Source organism: Mycobacterium sp. E2462 (assembly GCF_001672685.1).
Lineage (GTDB): Bacteria > Actinomycetota > Actinomycetes > Mycobacteriales > Mycobacteriaceae > Mycobacterium.
Genome location: NZ_LZKC01000339.1, coordinates 1 through 20,439 on the forward strand (window position 1 = coordinate 1; position 20,439 = coordinate 20,439).

Annotated in this window: 14 protein-coding genes; 3 read left to right on the top strand and 11 right to left on the bottom strand. The window is 67.8% G+C overall.

What is annotated here, in order from left to right:
• From A5714_RS17835 to A5714_RS17855, 5 genes are all read right to left on the bottom strand, one after another.
• A partial coding sequence (locus tag A5714_RS17835) for a condensation domain-containing protein (protein WP_231975921.1) occupies nucleotides 1-1,364 on the bottom strand: 1,364 nt, incomplete at its 3' end.
• Between the two features lie 7 nt (nucleotides 1,365-1,371).
• Nucleotides 1,372-1,803 carry a chorismate mutase gene (locus A5714_RS17840; protein ID WP_068287327.1) on the bottom strand — a complete coding sequence of 144 codons (432 nt, stop codon included), beginning with the start codon at nucleotides 1,801-1,803 and terminating at the stop codon, nucleotides 1,372-1,374.
• Between the two features lie 91 nt (nucleotides 1,804-1,894).
• The gene (pabB, locus tag A5714_RS17845; protein ID WP_231973695.1) at nucleotides 1,895-4,054 is read right to left on the bottom strand and encodes an aminodeoxychorismate synthase component I; all 2,160 of its coding nucleotides are present in this window, start codon (nucleotides 4,052-4,054) and stop codon (nucleotides 1,895-1,897) included.
• Between the two features lie 40 nt (nucleotides 4,055-4,094).
• Nucleotides 4,095-5,972 (bottom strand): thiamine pyrophosphate-binding protein, encoded by a 1,878-nt coding sequence (locus tag A5714_RS17850; RefSeq protein ID WP_082959825.1) that lies wholly within the window; start codon nucleotides 5,970-5,972, stop codon nucleotides 4,095-4,097.
• Between the two features lie 465 nt (nucleotides 5,973-6,437).
• Nucleotides 6,438-9,113, bottom strand: coding sequence for a helix-turn-helix transcriptional regulator (locus tag A5714_RS17855; RefSeq protein ID WP_068287339.1), 2,676 nt, complete (start codon nucleotides 9,111-9,113; stop codon nucleotides 6,438-6,440).
• A 1,572-nt stretch (nucleotides 9,114-10,685) separates the two neighbouring features.
• Between A5714_RS17855 and A5714_RS17860 the strand changes: the two genes are divergently transcribed.
• From A5714_RS17860 to A5714_RS17870, 3 genes are read left to right on the top strand one after another with little or no spacing between them, the layout of a single operon-like run.
• Nucleotides 10,686-11,087, top strand: coding sequence for a helix-turn-helix domain-containing protein (locus A5714_RS17860; protein WP_231973697.1), 402 nt, complete (start codon nucleotides 10,686-10,688; stop codon nucleotides 11,085-11,087).
• Nucleotides 11,068-11,568: a hypothetical protein gene (locus tag A5714_RS17865; protein WP_082959826.1), complete on the top strand. Its 501-nt coding sequence runs from the start codon at nucleotides 11,068-11,070 to the stop codon at nucleotides 11,566-11,568. Before A5714_RS17860 ends, A5714_RS17865 begins: the two co-directional genes overlap by 20 nt.
• On the top strand, nucleotides 11,565-12,761 hold the full coding sequence (locus tag A5714_RS17870) for a DUF6545 domain-containing protein (protein ID WP_068287343.1): 1,197 nt from the start codon (nucleotides 11,565-11,567) through the stop codon (nucleotides 12,759-12,761). Before A5714_RS17865 ends, A5714_RS17870 begins: the two co-directional genes overlap by 4 nt.
• Nucleotides 12,762-12,777: 16 nt before the next feature.
• Here A5714_RS17870 and A5714_RS17875 read toward each other — a convergent pair whose 3' ends face one another.
• The 6 genes from A5714_RS17875 to A5714_RS17900 form a co-directional block, all read right to left on the bottom strand.
• Nucleotides 12,778-15,435, bottom strand: coding sequence for a LuxR family transcriptional regulator (locus A5714_RS17875; protein WP_068287345.1), 2,658 nt, complete (start codon nucleotides 15,433-15,435; stop codon nucleotides 12,778-12,780).
• 599 nt (nucleotides 15,436-16,034) lie between these two features.
• Nucleotides 16,035-17,291 carry a cysteine--1-D-myo-inosityl 2-amino-2-deoxy-alpha-D-glucopyranoside ligase gene (mshC, locus tag A5714_RS17880; protein WP_068066190.1) on the bottom strand — a complete coding sequence of 419 codons (1,257 nt, stop codon included), beginning with the start codon at nucleotides 17,289-17,291 and terminating at the stop codon, nucleotides 16,035-16,037.
• Between the two features lie 363 nt (nucleotides 17,292-17,654).
• Nucleotides 17,655-18,446, bottom strand: coding sequence for a 3'(2'),5'-bisphosphate nucleotidase CysQ (locus A5714_RS17885; protein WP_068066187.1), 792 nt, complete (start codon nucleotides 18,444-18,446; stop codon nucleotides 17,655-17,657).
• Between the two features lie 75 nt (nucleotides 18,447-18,521).
• Entirely contained in the window at nucleotides 18,522-19,337 is an 816-nt protein-coding gene (locus A5714_RS17890) for an SCO1664 family protein (protein ID WP_068287347.1), read from the bottom strand.
• Nucleotides 19,321-19,908, bottom strand: a complete 588-nt coding sequence (locus A5714_RS17895) for a DUF3090 domain-containing protein (protein ID WP_068066180.1) — start codon at nucleotides 19,906-19,908, stop codon at nucleotides 19,321-19,323. The genes A5714_RS17890 and A5714_RS17895 overlap by 17 nt, the downstream gene beginning before the upstream one ends.
• Nucleotides 19,909-19,993: 85 nt before the next feature.
• Nucleotides 19,994-20,439 (bottom strand): histidine phosphatase family protein (locus A5714_RS17900; protein ID WP_197513772.1); only part of this gene is annotated, 446 nt, incomplete at its 5' end.

A 20,439-nucleotide genomic window follows, 5' to 3' on the forward strand; every position in this document is an offset into this window, starting at 1 on the left:
GCCCCCACACCCGCACCAGACCACAACCGCACCAACAAATCCCACTCGTCGGAAGCCAGTAGCGACACCTCACGGACCGGCAGGGACGCGTCGGCCGAGAGCAGGCGGCTCAGGAGCGACTCCAGGCGGCTGATGTGCCGGTCGATGTCGTCGGCCGCGTAGCGGTCCGGGTTCCAGGTGAACTGAATACGCGGCGCCTGGCCGTCGAGCCACGGGTAGATGCTGACCGCGATGTCCTGCACGGGGAAGATGGACAGGAGGTTATACACGACCTCGGACGGGCCGAAGGCGAACGGCTCGACGAAGCTGAGGATGTTGATGACCGGGCCGAATTCGACGTTCATGTCCAAGCGCGTCGAACCGCCACCTACGAGGTCGGGCCAGCGTCGAAACTGTTGATGGCGCAACGCACCGATCAGTGACGTGGCGACCCGATCGGTGATCGCACCGATGGTGTCGTCGTCGCCGACACCGATGAGCAGCGGCACCAGATTCGACACCATGCCGGTGCACTTTTTCAGCGCCGCGCTGGTGCGCGCCGACACCGGAAGGGACATCGAAACCTGCTGAAGGCCGGTAGTTTTCGCTAGAAAAACCGCCATGATGGCGACGATCCGCGCGACGTCGAGCGCCGCGCGCGCGGAGTCCCGCGCGCCCTGCCCCGGCTCGCATATCAGTTCACGAACCTCGGGGTGACGGGGGGCGACCAGCCGCGGCGTGCCCGTCAGATCGGTGACATCGAGTCCGCCCTGCACGACGGTGCTCCAGTACTCGGCATCGGCGCGGCTGCGCGTCGACTGTTGATAGCTGTGGTCCGCCTTGCGGATCAAGGCGAATTCGGAGAAGTCGACGACCTTGCCGTCCGGTGACTCCGCTGCCGTGTATGCGGCCGCGACGTAGCGGATCAGGACGTTGGCCCCGAAGCCGTCGAGGACCACGTGGTGCGTACGAAGGTAGAAGTAACACAGCTCGTCGGCGACCCGCAGCAGCGCGAATTCGGTGAGGCGGTCCCGGCCCAGGTCGACCGGTCGACGGTACTCCGCGTTCATCCAGGCGCGCGCGGCGGTGACTGGGTCATCTTCGCCCCGGAAATCTCTGCAGTGCAGGGTATTCGGGAAAGACCGATCGACCATGAACACGGGTTCGCCGCCGTCGACCGCAACTCGGGTGCACGGTGAGCCGAACCGCGTGGCCGCCGCTTCGCAGGCGCGCATGAGCCGCTCGGCGTCGACATGGTGATCGATGGCGAGAAAAGCGGCGAAGTTGTAGGGAACCTCGGGGCGCAGCTGTTGGGCGGCCCAGATCGACCGCTGTGCTGCGGTCAACGGTCCTAGCACGTCGGGTTGTGTGCCGTAGTCGAGCATCGCGGGCCTAACGGGGTTCGCCGACCGGCGGCCGCGCCCGGACCGCGTGCAGATCGTTCTGACCGTCGAGGCCGTTCTGACCGTCGAGACCGTTCTGACCGTCGAGACCGTTCTGACCGTCGAGACCGAGCCTGGCGAGGACGAAATCTTCCAGGCGGCACGATTCCTGGGTGATCACGTCGATCAGCCGCTCCACGAAACCCTCGTCGAGCCCCTGCATCCGGCCTTCCCTGACGGACTTCGCGCGGACGTGCCGCAGGCGGTGTGGTTGCATCATCGGTATGCGCCCTCGATGTTTGAGCTGGGCTATCTGCACGCACAGCTCCATCCGCTCGGCGACCACGCCGATCAGCGCGCTGTCCAGTTCGTCGAGGCGTTTGCGGCATTCGTCCATCGCCAGTCCGATGGCGATGCCCTCGATCTCACGATCGTCCGTCACGAAAAGGTCTCCGTTCTATGCTTGACATCGAACACGTTGCCGTGCAGGGCATCACGAGCTGCACCGGCATCCGAGGCCGATGGGCCGTGCGTCACGCCGGAGCCGTCAAGCGGGCCGTCGCGCGCAGGGACTCCAACAGAGAACTCGCCTTGAGGCGAATCTCGGCGAGCTCCTCTTCGGGGTCGGAGAGCGACACGATGGCGCCACCGGTGCCGATGGTGATCTCGTCGCCGCGTACGACCATCGTGCGGATGACGATGTTCAGGTCGACGGCTCCAGTCAGCGAGAAGTAACCGATAGCCCCGGAATAGATTCCGCGAGGTCCGCCCTCGAGCCTGTCGATGATCTGCATGGTGCGCCGCTTAGGCGCCCCGGTCATCGACCCGCCCGGGAAGACGGCGCGCACGCACTGGGCCGGCGTCACATCGTCGCGCAGCTTGCCCCTGATGGTGCTGACCAATTGGTGCACGGTGGCATAGGTCTCGACCGAGAAGATGCGGGGAACGTGGACCGAACCGATCTCACAGACCTGCCCGAGGTCGTTGCGCAGCAGATCGACGATCATCAGGTTCTCCGCGCGATCCTTCTCCGCGGTGCACAAATCGGTGGCCAGCAGGCGGTCTTCATCGGGCGTGTGGCCGCGGCGGCGAGTGCCCTTGATCGGCTTGGCCTCGACGATCCGATCGGCGGAGATCTTGACGAACCGTTCCGGGGAGGCACAGAGCACGTCGACACCCGGGAGTCGTAGAAGCGCCCCGTAGGGAACGGGATTACGCCGGCGAAGATCCGAATAGGTCTCGCGCGCATCGATGTTGGCGTTGACCGTGACCGTGGTGGTCAGGCAAACCTCGTAGGTCTCCCCCGCGCGGATCTCCTTCATGCACTGCCGGATGTTGTCGATGTACTTGGTCGGGGACTCCCTGATCACGGTCGGCACGTCGACCGGAGTCAGGTCGAAGTGGGCCCCGACGGGCGCGGCATTCACCGACGACCGCGCCGCCCGCTCGGCGGTGTCCAGCCACGACAAGGCGTCGGACTGATCACGGATCGCCTGGGTGGTGAGCGCCAACAACCACGTCTCGCCGCGCTGATGATCGATGACGACCGCTCGATCGCAGAACACGAAGCCGGCGTCGGGCAGATCCGACTGATGCGCCGCGTCACCGCCGCATTCCGCCTTCGTCTCGTACCCCAGGTAGCCGACGTAGCCGAGCGCGAAGTCGCATTCGTCCACGACGCGGCCGACCGAGCGTTCGGCGGTCTGGCTGTCGAGGTAGTCGAATATGCTCTGCGGCACGTGGGACACCGTGCCGTCGCTGCGGCGAACGGTGACGCCGCAGTTGGCGTCCGCCGTGACCCATTCGCCGTGCGGGCCGCAGCCGCCGAGAATCGAGAAGCGCGACAGGCCCTCGATGATCCTCGAGCTGTCCAGCCAGATCGCGCCGTCCTGACCATCGAAAAGGCTCGTGTAGACGTGCTCTGAGTCCGCCTCGAGCTTCAGCCGGGTGCTCATCACCCGGAACCGTTGGGTCGGCGTGGTGGATTCCTCCGGGCCGGGCTGCGCGTTCTCGCGGGCTATGCGCGCCGCGGCCGCGGCCACCTTTCTGACACTGCAGCGCTGCGACCTGACGTGGGCAAGCCTCAGGAAGTTCGCGATCAACGTGCAGCCGTGCTCGGTGACGATCGACTCGGGATGAAATTGAACACCCCATTGGGGCCGCGACCGGTGCTCCACCGCCATCACGAGTTCCTTCCCCGACGCGTCAACGGTGCTCGCGGTGACGCGCAGTGAGTCCGGCACCTCGGACACCACGAGCGAGTGATATCGGGTCGCCCGGAACGGTGACGGTATGCCCGCGAACAGCCCGGTTCCGTCGTGTTGGATCGCGCCGGTCCGTCCGTGGCAGGGCTCCGGCGCGATCGTGACGACGCCGCCCTCGAAGTAGCACAAGCCCTGGTGCCCCAGGCAGACGCCCAACACGGGGACGTCGTACTCGAGAGCCAGTCGGCTGATGCCGAAGTCCGATTCGAACTCCGGACGACCGGGGCCCGGGGAGATGATCAACGCTTCGATGCTCTCCGGGACGATGGACCGCCACGCGGCGTAGTCGTCGTTTCGAACAACCCGTACGTGACTGTTGGTCACGCCGGCGGTCAGCTGGAAAAGGTTGTATGTGAAGGAGTCGTAGTTGTCCACGATCACCACGGACATGGGAATTTCCTTTCCGGCCAACGGGTTCGGACTGGCCATTTCGGGAAGCGTAGGTTCAGCGATTCGGTGCAACTTCGGATCAGAGGCAAGTAGAGAGATTCGTGCGGCCGGATAGAGTAGGCGTGCGGTGACGCTCCACATCTGACAGGTGCGCAGGGCGCGGCGAATCCGGAGCTGCGGGTGTACCAATCGACTGTGCGCCAGGATGATCGGGCGCCGCGTCGCCGGTCGGCTGCTCGCGCGGCTCTGGAGTTCGGCCCGCCTGCGCTGGCGAGCGTCGCGGTAGCCCCGGCTCCAAGAACTGTGCGAGCGGCGGTATCTCGTCGGCCTGGCACTCGACGGCGATGACCGACGGGCCGACACAGTCGAGCGCCGCACGCACGGCCGCGCTCAAGCCGTCGGCATCGGCGACATCGACCGAGGACAGTCCGGGAAACATGGCGGCCAGGCCTGCGCCCAACCTGCTCGGAGTAAACCGGTTGTGCCCGTGCCGATTTCCATAGAACAGCTGCTGGCTGAGCGCGCACATGGCGTGGGCGTTGTTGTTGAACAACACGAACGTCACGGGCAACCGATACTGCACGGCCGTATGTACCTCCATGCCGTGCATGAAGAAGGCTCCATCACCGGCGATCACCACGACTCGCCCCGCGTTCTCGCGTCTCACGCGGGCGAACGCCATGCCGATACCCGCCCCGAAGCTATATCCCATGCCCCCCATGCCCAGTGGGGCCACGAATCGACCCATGCGTCGGACGGGAAGGTAGTGCAGGGCCGCCGCGCCGGTGTTGCCGGCGTCGACGACGATGTCGACGCCGTCGGGCAGCCCACGGTCGAGCGCGCGCATGGCCTCGCGGTAGCGGACCCCCGAACCGTCGAACGAAGGCGTGGCCAACTCGGTGCGGGGCAACGTGTCGGGAACGCGCACCCCGGTCGCGCGGCCGCGACCCGTGAGCGCATCCGCCAAGGTCCGCAGGGACACCCGCAAGTCGTCGGAGTGGACATGGGTGCACGGGATGTACGGCGCTTCCGAACCGATCGAGACGGTACGGACCGCCGCCAAGGCGTCGTCCAGCCCGGCGCGGGCCGTCATCGACAACCGGGTTCCGACCACGAGGCACAGCGCGCTGCCGCGCACCGCCTCCGCCACGCTGGGGTGGCCCATGACGCCGGCCAGGCCAAGCGCCGAGGAGGAACCGAATCCCGGTGTGCCAGCGGCATCTTTGGCGTGTGGCACGCAGGCGACCCGCGCACGCAGCAGGCCGCGTAACGCCGACAGTTCGACCCGCGCCCCATCGCGCATCACCTGCTCGCCCGCGATGATCGTCACCGGTCCGTGCGCCGCGCGCAGCGCCTGCACGATGGGATGGGGGTCGCTGATCGAGCGGGGCCGCTCCCCCGCCGGCACGTCGGTGGGAACGCCGGACGGCATGGCCGCCCGCTGAACGTCTTTGGGCAGCAGCAGTACCGCGGGACCACCTGCCCGGGCGGCCGCCACGGCGGACGACAACGCGGGCGCGACGTCGGCGGGATCCAGCACTCGCCGGCAGAACACCGACACCTCGGAGAACAGCGCCTCGGCGTTCACCGAGCCGTTGCGACCGCTGGTGTCCCCAAAGCTGCCGCGTCCGTCCATCGCGGTCGGTGGCTGACCGACCAGGGCGAGGACCGGCACGCGGCTGGAGAACGCTTCGCCGAGGCCGGGGATCAGGTTGAGCGCGCCCCCTCCCGACGTCGCGGCCATCACGCCCAGCGCGCCGCCGTTACGGCTATAGCCGTCGGCCATGGCGGCCGCGGAAAACTCGTGTTTGGCCAACGCGGCCCCAAAGTCGGGGCGCGCTGACGCGGCGTCGTACAGGTCTTCGATGTTCTCGCCGTCGACACCGAACAGACGGTCGACGCCGATTGCTGTCAGCCGGTCGACGATGTAGTCGACCACGCGGTGCTTCGCGTGCATAGTTGTTCAACCTCTAGACGTCGTCACGGTCTCGGTACTTCGGCCCGACTTTTCGTCACCACCCGCAGCGGCCTCGTGGATCGTCGCCCTCAGCGGCGGCGACGCGGCCCGGTCGGGGCTCCAAACGTGGACTGGAGCAGCCCCTTTCGGGACGATGACGGATGCCATGCGCGGGAGTCTAAGTTTGCTGGACGCAGCGTCGAGAGCCAATTGATCCGACTAGGGTGGTATCGACGCGCGGATCGAGTAGCGATTCCCGCGATGGCGCGTAACGGATCTCAGGCCGAGCCGCCCGCAGCGCGGCGGGCCGTCAAGGACGACGAGTCATGGCCTGCTTGCCGGACCGCCCGAAAGGCGGTGTCGATGCACGCTGGCGGCTTTTCGTGCAGCGCTGAATTGCCCAGCGCGACAGTAACTCTCGCGTGTCGGCGCGCGCCGACCACCGCCCCGTCACCGCTCGAGCGGTCAACCGGCCGCGTGGCGATCGTGCGGCGGGTTACCGCCGGCGTCGTCCACGCGCATCGACAGCGTGTTGTTGCCGAGCAGGTGCCGATTCGTGAGGTGGATGAGTTGATCGCGATTGTTGATGCCGAGCTTGGTGAACAACCGGTACAGGTGGCCCTCCACGGTGCGCACGGACACCACCAGGCGGTCAGCGATTTGCCGGTTCGACAGACCGGACGCGACCAACATGGCGATCTGGCGTTCCCGACCGCTGAAGGGCAGCGGGCGCGCCGCGGCCTCGAGGGCTGGGGTCCGCAGCCCGCACTGGCTCGCCAGACCGTACGCCCAGGTCGACGATTCGACCTCCTTGCCACGTTCGCCCCGGCGGGCGTACTCGTCGACGGCCTGCGCCGACGCGTCGGCGGCCAGCGCGAGCGCACCGAGGTCGGCGAACCGGTGGGCTGCCGCGTCGACCATGTCCGCGTCGTGCTTGGTGAGGCCGCGCGCGTACTCCGCCGTGACGGCCGCCAACGGAGTGTCGAGCAGGGTAGCGAGTTTCTCCAGCCGCCCAGCCTGGGTGCGATCGCCGAAGCGAACCGCGGCGTGCAGGGCACGGGTCTCGACAGCGTGCATGCCGGCTTGCCCCGCGATCTGCGCGGCCCGCAGCGCATGAGTCTGGGCCGGTTTCGTTTCACCCAGCGACGCCTGCTGCCAGGCCCTGGCCAGTTCGAGTTCCGGGAGGAACACCGCCACGTGCGGCCCGTACGCTTCCTCCGCGAATCGCAGCGCCGCGGTAGCGGCCTCGCTGTCGCCCCGCTCCCCCTCCGCCTGGGCGTGCAGGACGGCAACCAGGACCACCCACGGCGAGGGAAACCCTTGAGAGAGGACCTGTTTCGCGCCGCGAAACGCGGCGCACGCCGATGGGAGGTCGCCCCGACACAGCTGCACGAGCCCCCGCATCGCGTCCAGTATCGCGTCCACCTCGGCGACGCCGGTGGCGATGGCGGCGTAACGCTTCCAGACCCGCTCGGCCCCGACGAAGTCGCCCGCGGCGGTGGCACTCATGATCTCGGCGAGGCCAATGTTGAACCGCTGCAAGCCCGTTCCCTCGAGCGCCGCAGCGCGCAGTCCGGCCTCCGCGACTCGGTGGACTTCCGCGAAGCGTCCGACGGCGACCAGGGCGCCGCAGGTGGGGATGGACGCCCACACGGTCGCCAACGGCAGCAGGTTCGATTCACACAGACCCGGGCCGACGTTGAGCGCCGTTTCGACGTCCCCGCAGAAGAATCCGCTCGAAACCTCCAGCGCGGTGACGAGCTGAACGGCCGCCTCGGACCGGACCCGCTTCTTCACCTCCGTCAATACGCGCGCCGCGCCCTCCACATCACCGCAACCCCAGAACAGGTTGGCGGTACGCAGGCACCCCCATCGGGCCACCAACCACTCGTCGGCGTCCTCGTCGGGCTCCGCATCGACCAGGGCTGCTTCGGCCTCGCCGCCGCGTCCCTGCCAGCTCACCGCGTCGGCCAGCACTATCGCCGCGGGCAGGCCTCCCCCACGGTCGACCGCGAACCTGGCCAACTCTTCGCCCAGGACGACGTTCGACATGGCCACCGCGTCCGCCGCCGCGTCGATCACCACATCGAGGTCGGGCGTCAGGTCGCTGTGCATCATGAAGCGCGCCAGCCGAATTCGGCTGCGCAAGTCCGGCAGGTGCGAACGTCCGCCGGCCTTGAGGTGCCGCTGCATGGCCTGGGCGAGGACGCCGTTGAGTTGTCTCGAGCGGACCACCCCGGCGTGCCGGGTGGCCGCGTCGCCCAGCAAGGGATGATTCAACTGGGCCAAGGTGTGTGACCCGTCAACGACCAGCTGGATCAGCCCTCGGCGTTCGAGATTTGCCGCTGCGTCCGCGTCGCAGATCTCGCGCAGGATCTCCCAGTCCAACACCTCCGCGGCGGCCAGCACCTCGACGACCTCCAACTCGTCCGGCGACAGCGACCGCAGCCGAAATTCGAGGAGGTCGTACAGTTCCCGATCCGGATGCAGCGGGCCCTTGAGCTGCCACGCGCCGTCCGCGCGAACCAGGGCCCCGCTCTCCCGGCCGGAACTGAGCAACCCGCGCAGCACCAAGAGGTTTCCGGCGCTGCGCTCGTACAACTCGTCGATCAACCGCGTCCCCACCGCGCCGCCGAGCACCCGCCCGGCAAGCGACCCGATCTGCTCCCGTGTGAACGGATCGACGTGCACGGTCAACAGCAGCCGTTCCTTCAACAGCGCGGTCACCGCGTCGAGAACCGGTTCGCCGGACTTGATCGTCACGATCAACCGCGCGGTGCGGTTCGCGGCCAGTTGATTCACCAAAGTGGCCGACAGCGGATCGAGCAATTGCGCGTCGTCGACCACGACGACCAGGTTCTCCTCGCGGCCGAGGGTTTTGTGCGCGGCCGCCAGCATGATGGCGGGCTCGTGGGCTATCTCCAGCGTGACGGCGCGGGAGAACGCCCCCAACGGGACCGCGCTTCCCGTCTGCGTACCCAGGACAAAGCGCACCGGCCGTCCGGCGGATTCGGCCGCCTTGGCCAGCATTCGTGCGAGCGTGGACTTGCCCACACCGCTGTCACCGACCAACGCGACGCCCTGGACCTCACTGTCGTTGAGCGCGGCCAGCGCCTGCCGGAATTCCGCGTCGCGCGCCACTATGGGCCACGTCGAACCACTGTCTTGACCTCTGTCTCGCTGCACTGGTTGACGCACCTCCCCACTTTTCCTCTAACGCATCAGACGCCGCCCACCAGACGGCATCGTCTTGGTGAACGCCCCTGCGGCCCCGGCGCCGCGGCGCCGAAACGCGGCACCGAAACGCCGCGGTGACGCGACCCTCTCCACTGCCCTCATACCGAGGGTCTGTTGCAACCGACTGTTTAGTACTAAAGGTACGCCTAACAGCGTCAATCGAAACATGCGTTTTGCGTCGGCGCCTCCCGAAGGGCCTGGGCCCGAGGTCCGCGCTGTCCGCACCGCCGCCGTTGTCCCTGCGTTCTCACCGACACCACTCACCACCGGACCGTCTCCCGCTACTCAGAGATTCGACGCACAGAACGGCCCCACGGTTGTGGGTAATCGAACGTTTCCCAGTGACGCGGGCGGCCGGCGGCGGGTCGCTGGAACCCGTCCGAGAGGCTCGCTGGATCACTCGCGCGATCCGTTAGCTTCGGGCCCCGGAGGATCAGGTGTTCCGGAGTCAATGTCATGCGCCGGAGCGTAAGAGCCTTCGACCAGGGCAACGGCGCGTTGCGGGCAACTCGAGTAGTGGGTGGCATCAGATCGAGTAAATGCAGCGAACGACCGGGTGAGTCGCAAAGCCGCCGCAAAGAGTCGCCGGTTTGCGCCGCCCGTCGGTCGCGCACGGCCGGGCCGGCGGCCTGCGCGGGCCCGCGCCGCGCCTGGCGTCCCGCCCAGGCGTCAACGCCGTCCGAGCGACGTCCCGGAGTCACCCGCCCACGACGCCGCCAACAGCGCGGCGACCTGGCTGATCGGGCGGCCGACCACCTCACCGAACGGGCTTGGGTCGCGCACTCCTGGGGCGGACTCAGCGGCGGACCGTCGACTAGGCGCCCGGCCGACGCGGCGCACGAGGCTTGGACGTGCGCGGATGCCGGGCCGCGTGGCTCCGGTTGGTCCGATTGACTGTGCACGCAGGTCCCTTCCGCACGCCCCGGTTGGAGCCTGGAACCCCCTCAATGCCCCGCCGCGCCGCGCCCGCCCTGCCCGCCGCAGATCCCGAACAGCCTTGTTATATCAGTACCGAGGGCCGTGCTCAACCGAAACTGAAATATATGTGTTGGCTATGAAGCAGCCAGTTTGCACTGGTTAAGGCGTTACTGAGTCAACCTACTTTCGAGTAAGTCGAGGGCCTGGTTAATCCGACATTCGGCGGACGATGCCCTGTGGGGCCGACCCCCGGCGCGTACCTCACTCGCTACGCGCGTGGCCGAGTGGGTAGACCACCGTCAGCCGCAGCGCCTGAGCCGACTACGCAGCCGCGTTTGCTGACACCGAAGCGTCGCCGTCCCGGCCGGACGGTGCCGCCCCGGACGCTGAACCCGCACGTCGTTTGCTCGGGTGTTGCCAGCGAAGGACGAGCTGTAATGTGAGTACACACGGCCGGCCCGCACATGAAATGGGAGTAATCCAGAGGTGGGCGACGCACACGAGAAGATATCGGGCGACGGTGAACTCGCCGCCCGCTTGAACAAGCTGTTCGAGGTCATGCACAGCCCGAGCACGCCTCCGCTGTCCAACGCCGCCGCGGCAGCCGCAATCACCGAGAAAACTGGGGTGCCGATCAGTCCGGCCTACCTGTGGCAACTCCGCAACGGCATCAAGACCAACCCCACCGTCACCCACCTTCGGGCGATCGCGCAATTCTTCGGCCTACCGGCGTCGTACTTGATAGATTCGGAGGCCGACCCAGCGGTCGACGCGCAACTGAATCTGCTCCAAGCACTCCGTGACCATAAGGTGCGCGACCTCGCAGCACGCGCATCCGGGCTGACAACTCAGTCCCTCAACAGTGTGGCTGCGATGATCGACCACCTCCGCGAACTGGAACGGTTGCCCCCCATCGCCTCTCAGGGAGAGGACGAAACCAATGGCAGTGTCCAACGCTGACATGCTCGCCATGGCGCGGGACCTGCCGATCCCCGTGCCATGGGACCGCAACGTCTTCATCGACAAGCTGGCCGACCAGCGTGGCCGGCCCATCAGGTTGATTCCGACCAACACCGCGGCCCTAGCGGACAGCCCCTGCGGGCTGTGGGTGGCGTGTGAGGACGAAGACCTGATCCTCCACGAGACCGGCACGAGCGAATATCACATCGACCAGATCGTGGGCCACGAGCTCGGTCACATCTTGTTGGGTCATGGGCGAAGCGGCGGGCGTGGCGTGGCCGAAACCCAACAACTGCAGGTGTGTTTGCAGGCGCTGCCCGACATCGATCCCGACGCGGTGCGCGCCGTGTTGGGACGCCGCGACTACGTGGGCGACCAGGAGCGCGACGCGGAGATGTTCGCGTGTTTGTTGATGATTGCCGCCACCGAGGCCGCCGAACGCCGGTCGATGATGCGCAGCGCCTTCTTCCGTCGCCAATGACATCCAACGTTCCCGCCCCCATCGCCTGGACCGTCATCACGGTCCTCACCCTCCTCCTTGCCGCACGTTTCGCCTGGTGCAGGGCGAACCTATACGAGACCTACCTGAACAACGTGATGGCCTGGCTCCTGCTGGCGCAGCTGTTACGTGAACGCGCCGTGGAAGCGATCTTGTCCGACGCCGCCCTGATGTCCGTCACGACGGCACAGCAAGTGTCTTGCGTCGCAATGAATTTGGCGTGCGTCGAGTTCATTGGATTCACGATGTTGTGGAGCCGAATGTCGCCGGCCGAGACGCGTCGCATCCATCGGTACTTCCGACTGGCCACCGTCGCCTTGTGTGTGGCGTTCCTGGCCGCGGGCACCCGCGCCCGCGTTGCGGGCCAGTCGCTCGAGGTCAACGGTGGCTGGCAGGCGGTGTGGGCTCTGGGTTTCTATCTGACCACCATCACCGTCATGCTGGCGCGCTTGCTGTGGATGTTCGGCTCCGAGCTGAGGAAGGCGACAGCAACGCGGGAACGCCTGCTCGCCGCGGCCGGGCTCATCGCGGTCGTCGTGACCGCCGCGTTCTGTCTGGAAGCGGTGGTCTTGGCGGTAACCGATCAGCTCGGTTTGACGCACACGGTGAAATTCCGGCTGGCGCTGCACGGCTCGGAATTCCTTTGGATGGCCGTGGCCCTGTACCTGTTCGGCGCGGTGCCACTCACCGTCAGACTGCTGTCCTATCTGGGCCTCGATCGCGTCAGCCGCAGTTGGCGAGGCCTGCAACCGCTTCGACAGAGCATCACCGCACTGGTGCCGGAAAGCCGGTTCAATCTCGAGGAGGGCGGGCGTCGATTCCAGAAGACGACCCTGCAGCTGCACCAAACGGTCATCGAGATACGGGACGCGATCCTGCAACTGCGCCCCTACAGTCGCGACGTCGCTCCCGAGGAGTTGGTGCACTTCATCACAGCCAATGCGGTGCCTACCGACGAGGTGGCCGGGGCGACCGCCGCCCTGGAACTGGCGCACGCCGTGCGGGCGAGAAACGCGGGGAGGAAACCGGAGCCACCCGACACGACGTTGGTCGTGCGTGGCCGGTCGACGAGCCTCGACGAGGAGGCCGCCGATCTGTTGGCACTGGCGAGATGGTGGGCACCGGCCTGCGCCGTCACCGAACGGCTGTCGCCACTGGCGCGCGAACCCGTCTGAGCCGCACGCCTTTTAGTCACGGCGCGAACTGTGCCGACCGCCTGTCGCAGCGAGATGACAGCGTGCTGCGCACCGACGCGTTGCGGCCCACCAGCTGGACCAGCTGATCGCGCGTGTTGATGCCGAGCTTGGTGAAAAGTCGATACAGGTGTCCCTCGACTGTGCGCACCGAGACGACCAGACGTTCCGCGATCTGCCGGTTGGACAGCCCGGCCACCACGAGGTTCGCGATCTGCCGTTCCCGGTCGCTGAACGGCAGCGGGCGGGCGGCGGCTTCGAACGCCGGTGTGCGCATTCCACATTCACTCGCCATCTCGAACGCCCACGTTGACGATTCAAATTTCTTGCCGCGCTCGCCCCGGTGCGCGTGTTCGGCGGCCGCCTGTGCCGAAGCATCGGCGGCCAGCGCCAGTACGCCCAGGTCGGCGAAGCGCCGAGCCGCCGCGTCGAGGAGGCACCCGTCGCGGTACTCCAGGCCCCGGGCCTGGCTCGCGATCGCCTCCGCGAAGGGAGTTCCCAGGATGACGGCGAGCTCGTGCAGTCGAGCTGCATGGGCACGATCCCCGAAACGCACCGCCGCGTAGAGGGCGCGCATCTCCACCGCATACATGCCCGCGTCCTGTGCGACCTGCGCCGCGGCGACGACGTGGGCTTGAGCGGCGTCCGTCTCGCCGGCGGCGGCGAGCCGCCAGGCGCGAGCCAACTCGAGTTCCGGCAGGAAGATCGCGACGTGCGGCCCGTACGCTTCCTCCGCGTCGCGCAGCGCAGCGGAGGCGGCGTCGACGTCACCGCGTTGCCCCTCGGTCTGGGCGTGCCGCGCGGCAGCCAAAACGGCCCACGGTGACGGAAAACCCTGCGAGAGATGCTTTTTGGACTCTTTGAACGCCAGCGACGCGGACGACAGGTCGCCCTGGCCGAGCCGGACGAATCCCCGCATCGTATGCACCATGGCCTCGGCGGCAGGAACGCCCGCAGCGAGTTCCCGATAGCGCCGCCAGATCTGTTCCGCGGCGAAACATTCGCCGGCCGCTATGGCGTTCATGATCTCGGCCATACCGATGTTGAATTGCTGCAGCCCGAACCCTTCCGTCGCAGCCGCGCTCAGCCCGGCGTGGGCCACCGCGGGGACATCCGCGTATCGCCCGACGGCGGCCAGCGCGATGCACGTCGGGATCGCCGCCCACACCACGGCGGCCGGTGGCACGTCGGACTCGCAGATCTTCGGCCCGATCTCCACGGCCCTGGCGACGTCGCCACAGAAGACCTCCATCGAAAGGTCCATCGCGCTGACGAGATCGGCCGCGGCCTCCGAGGAGACCCAGCTTTCGACGGCGGCCAGTGCGCCCCGCGCCTCGTCGACGCGGTTGCACACCCAGAAGAGGTTGGCCGCGCGCAGGCACCCCCAGCGGGCGACCAGGAACCCATCCCTGGCATCGGCCGGTTCCACGTCGAGCAGAATGGCCTCGGCCTCGTCGCCGCGGCCCTGCCAGCTCACAGCCTCTGCGAGCACCAGCGCCGCCGGCACTCCCCCGCCGCGGTCGGCCGCGAAGCGCGCCAACTCCTCGCCGAGGGCGACGTTGGACATGGCCAGCGCGTCCGCCGCCGCCTCGGACACCACGTCGAGGTCCGGCGTCAGATCGCTACGAATCATGAACTGTGCCAGGCGGATTCGACTGTGCACATCGTGCAGGTGCGAGCGCCCCCCGGCGAGCAGGTGCTCTCGGAGCGCCCGCGCCAGGATGCCGTTGAGCTGACGGGAGCGGACCACCCCGGCCCGCCGGGTCGCGGCGTCACCCAACAACGGGTGATTGAGCTGCGCCAAGGTGTGGGAGCCGTCGACCACCAACTGGATCAGCCCACGGCGCTCCAGGCCGGCCGCCACGTCGGCATCGCAGATGCCGCGCAAGATGTCCCATTCCAGAACCTCCGCGGTGGCCAGCACCTCGACGACCTCCAGCTGGGCCGCTGACAGCGAACGCAGCCGATATTCCAGCAAGTCGTACAGTTCGCGGTCGGCGTGCAACGGTCCGCGCCGCTCCCAGACGTCGTCGGTGCGGACCAATACTCCGTTGTCGCGACTAGCGCTGAGCAATCCGCGCAGCACCAACGGGTTCCCCGCACTTCGGAGCTGCAGGTCATCAACCAGTTGGGACTCCACCTCACCCTGCAGGACCGAGGCGGCCAGTCGTTCGGTCTGCTCGCGGGTGAATGGGTCGACATGCACGGTCAACAGCATGCGTTCTTTCAGCAACGCGGTGATCGCGTCGAGGACCACCTCCCCCGACCGGATGGTGACGATCAAGCGGGCCGTTCTGCCGGCGGCAAGTTGATTCACCAGCGTCGCGGACAACGGGTCGAGTAGTTGAGCGTCGTCGACGACGACCACGAGATTCCTGTCCTCGCCCAGCGTCTTGTGCGCGGAGGCCAAGAGCAACGCGGGCTCGTGTGTCGCGTCCAGGGTCACAGCGCGCGAGAACGCCCCCAACGGCACCGCGGATCCGGTGTGAGTTCCCAAGGCGAAACGCACGGTGCGCCCGGCGCGCTCGGCAACTTTGGCCAACATCCTGGCGAGGGTGGACTTCCCGACCCCGCTGTCACCGATGAGCGCGACGCCCTGGTACTCCCCTCCGTTGAGGGCCCCGAGCGCCAGTCCGAGTTCGGCGTCCCGGGCCACGACAGGCCACTCACTTCGATAACTTCCCCGCTGCACCGGCGAGCACCTCCCGTTTCCCCACACCGGAGATCTCGTCGGCTGCTCGGCGAGTCACCAAAGCCACGGGCAGTGCCGCCACCGTCATCGCCGTTCCGGTTCACGATGAAGGAAGGCCGATGCGCGCCGTGGCTTCGCCTGACGCGCGCCCGACGCGCGGCGGAGAAGCAGGAGGGCCGCGTTGCCGACACCCGGCCTCGTCGCCGCGCGCCGGCCGGTTACCCGGCCCCATTCTTCGTTACGGCTAGCCAACGGCCATAACTCTCTGGACGCTTGCATCGGATGCCCGCTCTTTTACCCAACGCTTGGTGGAGAATATACCCGACCACAGCGCTTTCAGCAAATTGTCATATGACCGGCGGTCGCTGCCCCTGATTGGTCCTTATATGGTTGTTGAACAGCGTTTTTCGGGTTGGGCGCGACGTTATTTTGGCTTGGTGACAGCAAATACTTAGCCAGCCTGATTAAGGCAACGCGGCCCTACTGCGGCAACCGTGACGTGTCGCAGAATGCGTAGCGTCGCTTTCGAATTGGAGCGCGCGCTATTGCTGGCGCAAATTTAACTATCGCGTCGATAAATTGAGACCCAGCAATGCGTCCACCGCGGTGGCCACCAAGCCCGGCGCCTGCGCGTCGTGGCCCCCGTACTCGAGCGCATCGGTCGCCCAGCCGTCGACTGCCGCAATGGCTTTCGGAGTGTTGAGGTCGTCGGCCAGGTATTGACGCAGGCGCGCGACGACGTCGGTCGCGTCGGGGCCGGCGGGTTGGGCCGCCGCCGAGCGCCACCGTTGCAAACGGGCCGTCGCCTCGTCGAGCACCTGCTCGCTCCAAAAGCGGTCGTCGCGGTAGTGCCCCGCGAGCAATCCCAGCCGGATCGCCTGCGGCTCGACGCCGCGCGCCCGCAGGGCCGAAACCAGCACCAGGTTGCCGCGGCTCTTCGACATCTTGTGCCCGTCCCACCCGATCATCCCGGAGTGCACGTAATGGCGGGCGAAGCGCCGCTCGCCCCTGACACATTCGGCGTGCGCGGCGGTGAATTCGTGGTGCGGAAAGATCAAGTCACTTCCGCCGCCCTGGATGTCGAGGCCGCTGCCGAGTCGGCTCAATGCGATCGCGGCGCACTCGACGTGCCAGCCGGGGCGGCCCGGACCGAACGGCGACGGCCAACTCGGCTCGCCGGGCCGCGCGGCCCGCCACAGCAGCGCGTCGAGTTCGTCGGTCTTACCCGGCCGCTGCGGATCGCCGCCGCGCTCGCCGAACAGCCGCAGCATGGTGTCGCGGTCGTAGCCGGATTCGTAGCCGAACTGCGGCGTCGCGTCGGCGCGGTAGTAGACGTCGGGGTACTCGCCGTCGATGACGTAGGCCGCCCCCGACGCCAGCATCTTCTCGACGAGCTCGACGACCTCCGGGATCGCCTCCGTGGCCCCCACGTAGTCGCGGGGCGCCAGGATGCGCAGTGCCGTCATGTCCTCCCGGAACAGCGACACCTCGCGGTCGCCCAGCTCGCGCCAGTCGATGCCGTCGCGGTCGGCCCGCTCCAGCAGGGGGTCGTCGACGTCGGTGACGTTTTGCACGTAATGCACCTGGTGGCCGAGGTCCAGCCACTGCCGGTAGACCAGATCGAACGTCAGGTAGGTGGCCGCGTGCCCCAAATGCGTTGCGTCGTAAGGCGTGATGCCGCAGACGTACATCGTGGCCGTCGAACCCGGGCCCGTAGCGGCCGACACCGGGCGCACCTGCCGGTCCGACGTGTCGTACAGCCGTAGCTCGGGGCCGCGTCCCGGCAAATCCGGGACCTGTGGGGAAGACCACGACTGCATGGGATCAGGCTAGCGCCCGCCGACGAGGCAGCCCGCGCAGCGGGGTGCTGAGGAGACGGGCAATCCAATCACCGCCCGCCGACGAGGCAGCCCGCGCAGCGGGGTGCTGAGGAGACGGGCAATCCAATCACCGCCCGCCGACGAGGCAGCCCGCGCAGCGGGGTGCTGAGGAGACGGGCAATCCAATCACCGCCCGCCGACGAGGCAGCCCGCGCAGCGGGGTGCTGAGGAGACGGGCAATCCAATCACCGCCCGCCGACGAGGCAGCCCGCGCAGCGGGGTGCTGAGGAGACGGGCAATCCAATCACCGCCCGCCGACGAGGCAGCCCGCGCAGCGGGGTGCTGAGGAGACGGGCAATCGAACTACCGCCCGCCGTGTCGGATGGCATCCAACAGGATGGGGGCGAGCTCCGCGCGACACATGACGAAGTCCGGCAGGTACGGGTCGAGCTGGTTGTAGCGCATCGGGGAGCCGTCGAGCCGCGACGCGTGCATTCCGGCGGCCATCACCACCCCGGCCGGGGCGGCCGAGTCCCACTCCCATTGGCCCCCGGCGTGCACATAGGCGTCGACCTCGCCGTCGATGATGGCCATCGCCTTCGCACCGGCCGAGCCGATCGCGACGGGCTGGATGGGCAGCACCTGGCGCATCCGGTACAGCACCGCGGGCGGCCGGGTGGCGCTGACGGCGATCCGAATCGTCTCGTCGACCCCGACGCGCGCCGCGCCATCGGTCACGGTGTCGCTGCGGTACACCGTGTTGCCCCGGGCCGGCAGCGCCACCGCGGCGTCGGTGATTTCCCGTTCGCCGTTGCTAGGGCGCTGCCACAGCGCCACGTGCACCGCCCAGTCGTCGCGGCCAGGCGTCGAGAATTCGCGGGTACCGTCCAGGGGGTCGATGATCCACACCCGGTCGTGCCTGAGCCGGCTGAGGTCGTCGTAGGCTTCCTCGCTCAACACTGCGTCGTGGGGGCGTTCCACGCTGAGCCGCCGCAGGATCAGCGCGTTGGCCATGCTGTCGCCCGCGTCGCCGAGCGCCCACGGGTGTTCGAAGCCCATCTCGTCGCGGACCCGCAGCAGCAACTCCCCCGCGTCGGCGGCGAGATCGGCAGCCAACGCCGCGTCTGTCTGGTCGGACGAATCGGCTTGGCTCACCGGTTCAGTATCGCCGACGAGGAATGCCGGGAAGGTGTCGAGCCATCGCCTGCGACACGGCGCAGGGCCGGGGGCTCAGAAGGCCGGCCAGGGGATCGGGCGGTGCCGGTTCGGACCGGGCATGATCGGGTTCTTCAGCAGTGCGTGCGCGCGCATCCGCAATGCGGCGATTTCGGCCCGCGTCACCTGTTCGGCCAGTTCGTCGCCGAGCGAGCCGGTCAAGGCGTCGGCCAGATCGGCGACGGCCGCCAGGGTTTCGTCGTCGACCGGCTTGCCCGCCCAACCCCACAGCACCGTGCGCAGTTTGTTCTCGACGTGCAAGCACACGCCGTGGTCGACACCGTAGACGCGACCGTCGGTGCCGCACAGGATGTGACCACCTTTGCGGTCGGCGTTGTTGATCAGCACGTCGAACACCGCCAACCGGCGCAACTGCGCGTTGTCGGCGTGCATCAGCACCACCTCGTCACCGGCGTAGTCGTGGGCGCGCAGCACCGGCAGGTAGCCCGGCTGCAACTTGCCGACCGGGAACAGGTCGACCAGGTCCGGGCCCAGATCGGCGTCTGGGCCGGCCTCGTCGCCGGGCTGCCGCACCCACAGCTGCAGCATGCCCGGACCGACGGGTCCGTCACGAATCACCGTGTACGGCACGACGTCCCACCCGAGGTGGGCCGATACCAGGTACGAGCCCAGTTCGCGGCCGGCCAGGGTTCCGTCGGGGAAGTCCCACAGCGGCGCCTCACCGGACACCGGCTTGTAGACGCAGTGCACACTGCATCCGTCCAGCGTCGCCTCGCACAGGAAGGTGGCGTTGCTCGCCGAGCGGATCCGTCCGATGACCGTCAGCTCGCCGTCGCGCAACACCTCACGGTCATCAGACCTCGGGTTCATCGTCAGGCCCGAGCAGCGCACTGCGCCGATAACCGTTGGTGCGCGCGCAGATGTGACCCTCCGGATCCAGTGGTTCTTCACACAGCGGGCATGGCGGGCGGCCCGCCGAGATCACTCGATTCGAGCGGGTGGCGAATTGCCGCGCGGACTCCGGGGTGAGAAACACCCGCACCGCGTCGGGCCCCTCGTCGGTGTCGTCGAGCACCACCGAGGCGTCGAACTCGGCGTCGGTGACCGCCAGCAGCTCGACCACCACCGTCTGCGCCTCGGAGTCCCAGCCCAACCCCATGGTCCCGACCCGGAACTCGGCGTCGACCGGCGTGATCAACGGGTTGAGGTCGTCGACCTCGGTCGGCTCGGGCGGCACCGGGGTGCCGAATCTGCGATTCACCTCGAGCAGCAGCGCGCCGATCCGTTCGGCCAGAACCGCCACCTGCTGCTTCTCCAGCACCACCGACACCACTCGGGCGTCGTGGACCGCCTGGATATAGAAAGTGCGATTCCCGGGCTGGCCAACGGTCCCGGCCACGAAGCGGTCGGGTGTGCGGAAGACGTGAATTTCGCGGGCCATGGCACTTCCAAAATACCGGCTGTTCCCACCACCGTGCGATCCGATTCGGCTGCTGCCTCCCCGCCGGCGCACCGGCCCGGTCGATTCAGTCGGTGGAACCGCCGATGACCGCGTCACCGGACGGCACGCCGCCGGCCGCTTCGCGGGGCTCCCCGTCGGACGCGGCGCCGGGTCCCGCCTGGGCTTCGGTGTCGGCTTGCTTGTCGGCCCCGTCCGTCGACCCGTCCGTCGATGCATCCTTCGATGCATCTTTGGGCGGTGGGCCGGCCCGCAGCGGGGCGGACAGCCGAGCACCGGTGTGGTTGACGTGCAACACAAATGGGCGCAGTTCCGTGTACCGGATCACACTGACGGACGCCGGGTCGGCGGTGACGCGCTGGAACCCGTCCAGGTGGATGCCGTACGCGTCGGCGATGACGGCCTTGATGACGTCGCCGTGAGTACATGCGACCCACAGCGCGTCAACGCCGTGTTCGGCCGCCAACCGCCGGTCGTGCTCGCGGATGGCAGCCACCGTACGGGCCTGCACCC

Excerpts from the sequence above, each read along its gene's own strand:
- pabB (WP_231973695.1), bottom strand. The coding sequence starts at position 4,054 with ATGGCCAGTCCGAACCCGTTGGCCGGAAAGGAAATTCCCATGTCCGTG.
- A5714_RS17850 (WP_082959825.1), bottom strand. The coding sequence starts at position 5,972 with ATGCACGCGAAGCACCGCGTGGTCGACTACATCGTCGACCGGCTGACA.
- A5714_RS17860 (WP_231973697.1), top strand. The coding sequence starts at position 10,686 with ATGCACAGCCCGAGCACGCCTCCGCTGTCCAACGCCGCCGCGGCAGCC.
- A5714_RS17865 (WP_082959826.1), top strand. The coding sequence starts at position 11,068 with ATGGCAGTGTCCAACGCTGACATGCTCGCCATGGCGCGGGACCTGCCG.
- A5714_RS17870 (WP_068287343.1), top strand. The coding sequence starts at position 11,565 with ATGACATCCAACGTTCCCGCCCCCATCGCCTGGACCGTCATCACGGTC.
- mshC (WP_068066190.1), bottom strand. The coding sequence starts at position 17,291 with ATGCAGTCGTGGTCTTCCCCACAGGTCCCGGATTTGCCGGGACGCGGC.
- A5714_RS17890 (WP_068287347.1), bottom strand. The coding sequence starts at position 19,337 with ATGAACCCGAGGTCTGATGACCGTGAGGTGTTGCGCGACGGCGAGCTG.
- A5714_RS17895 (WP_068066180.1), bottom strand. The coding sequence starts at position 19,908 with ATGGCCCGCGAAATTCACGTCTTCCGCACACCCGACCGCTTCGTGGCC.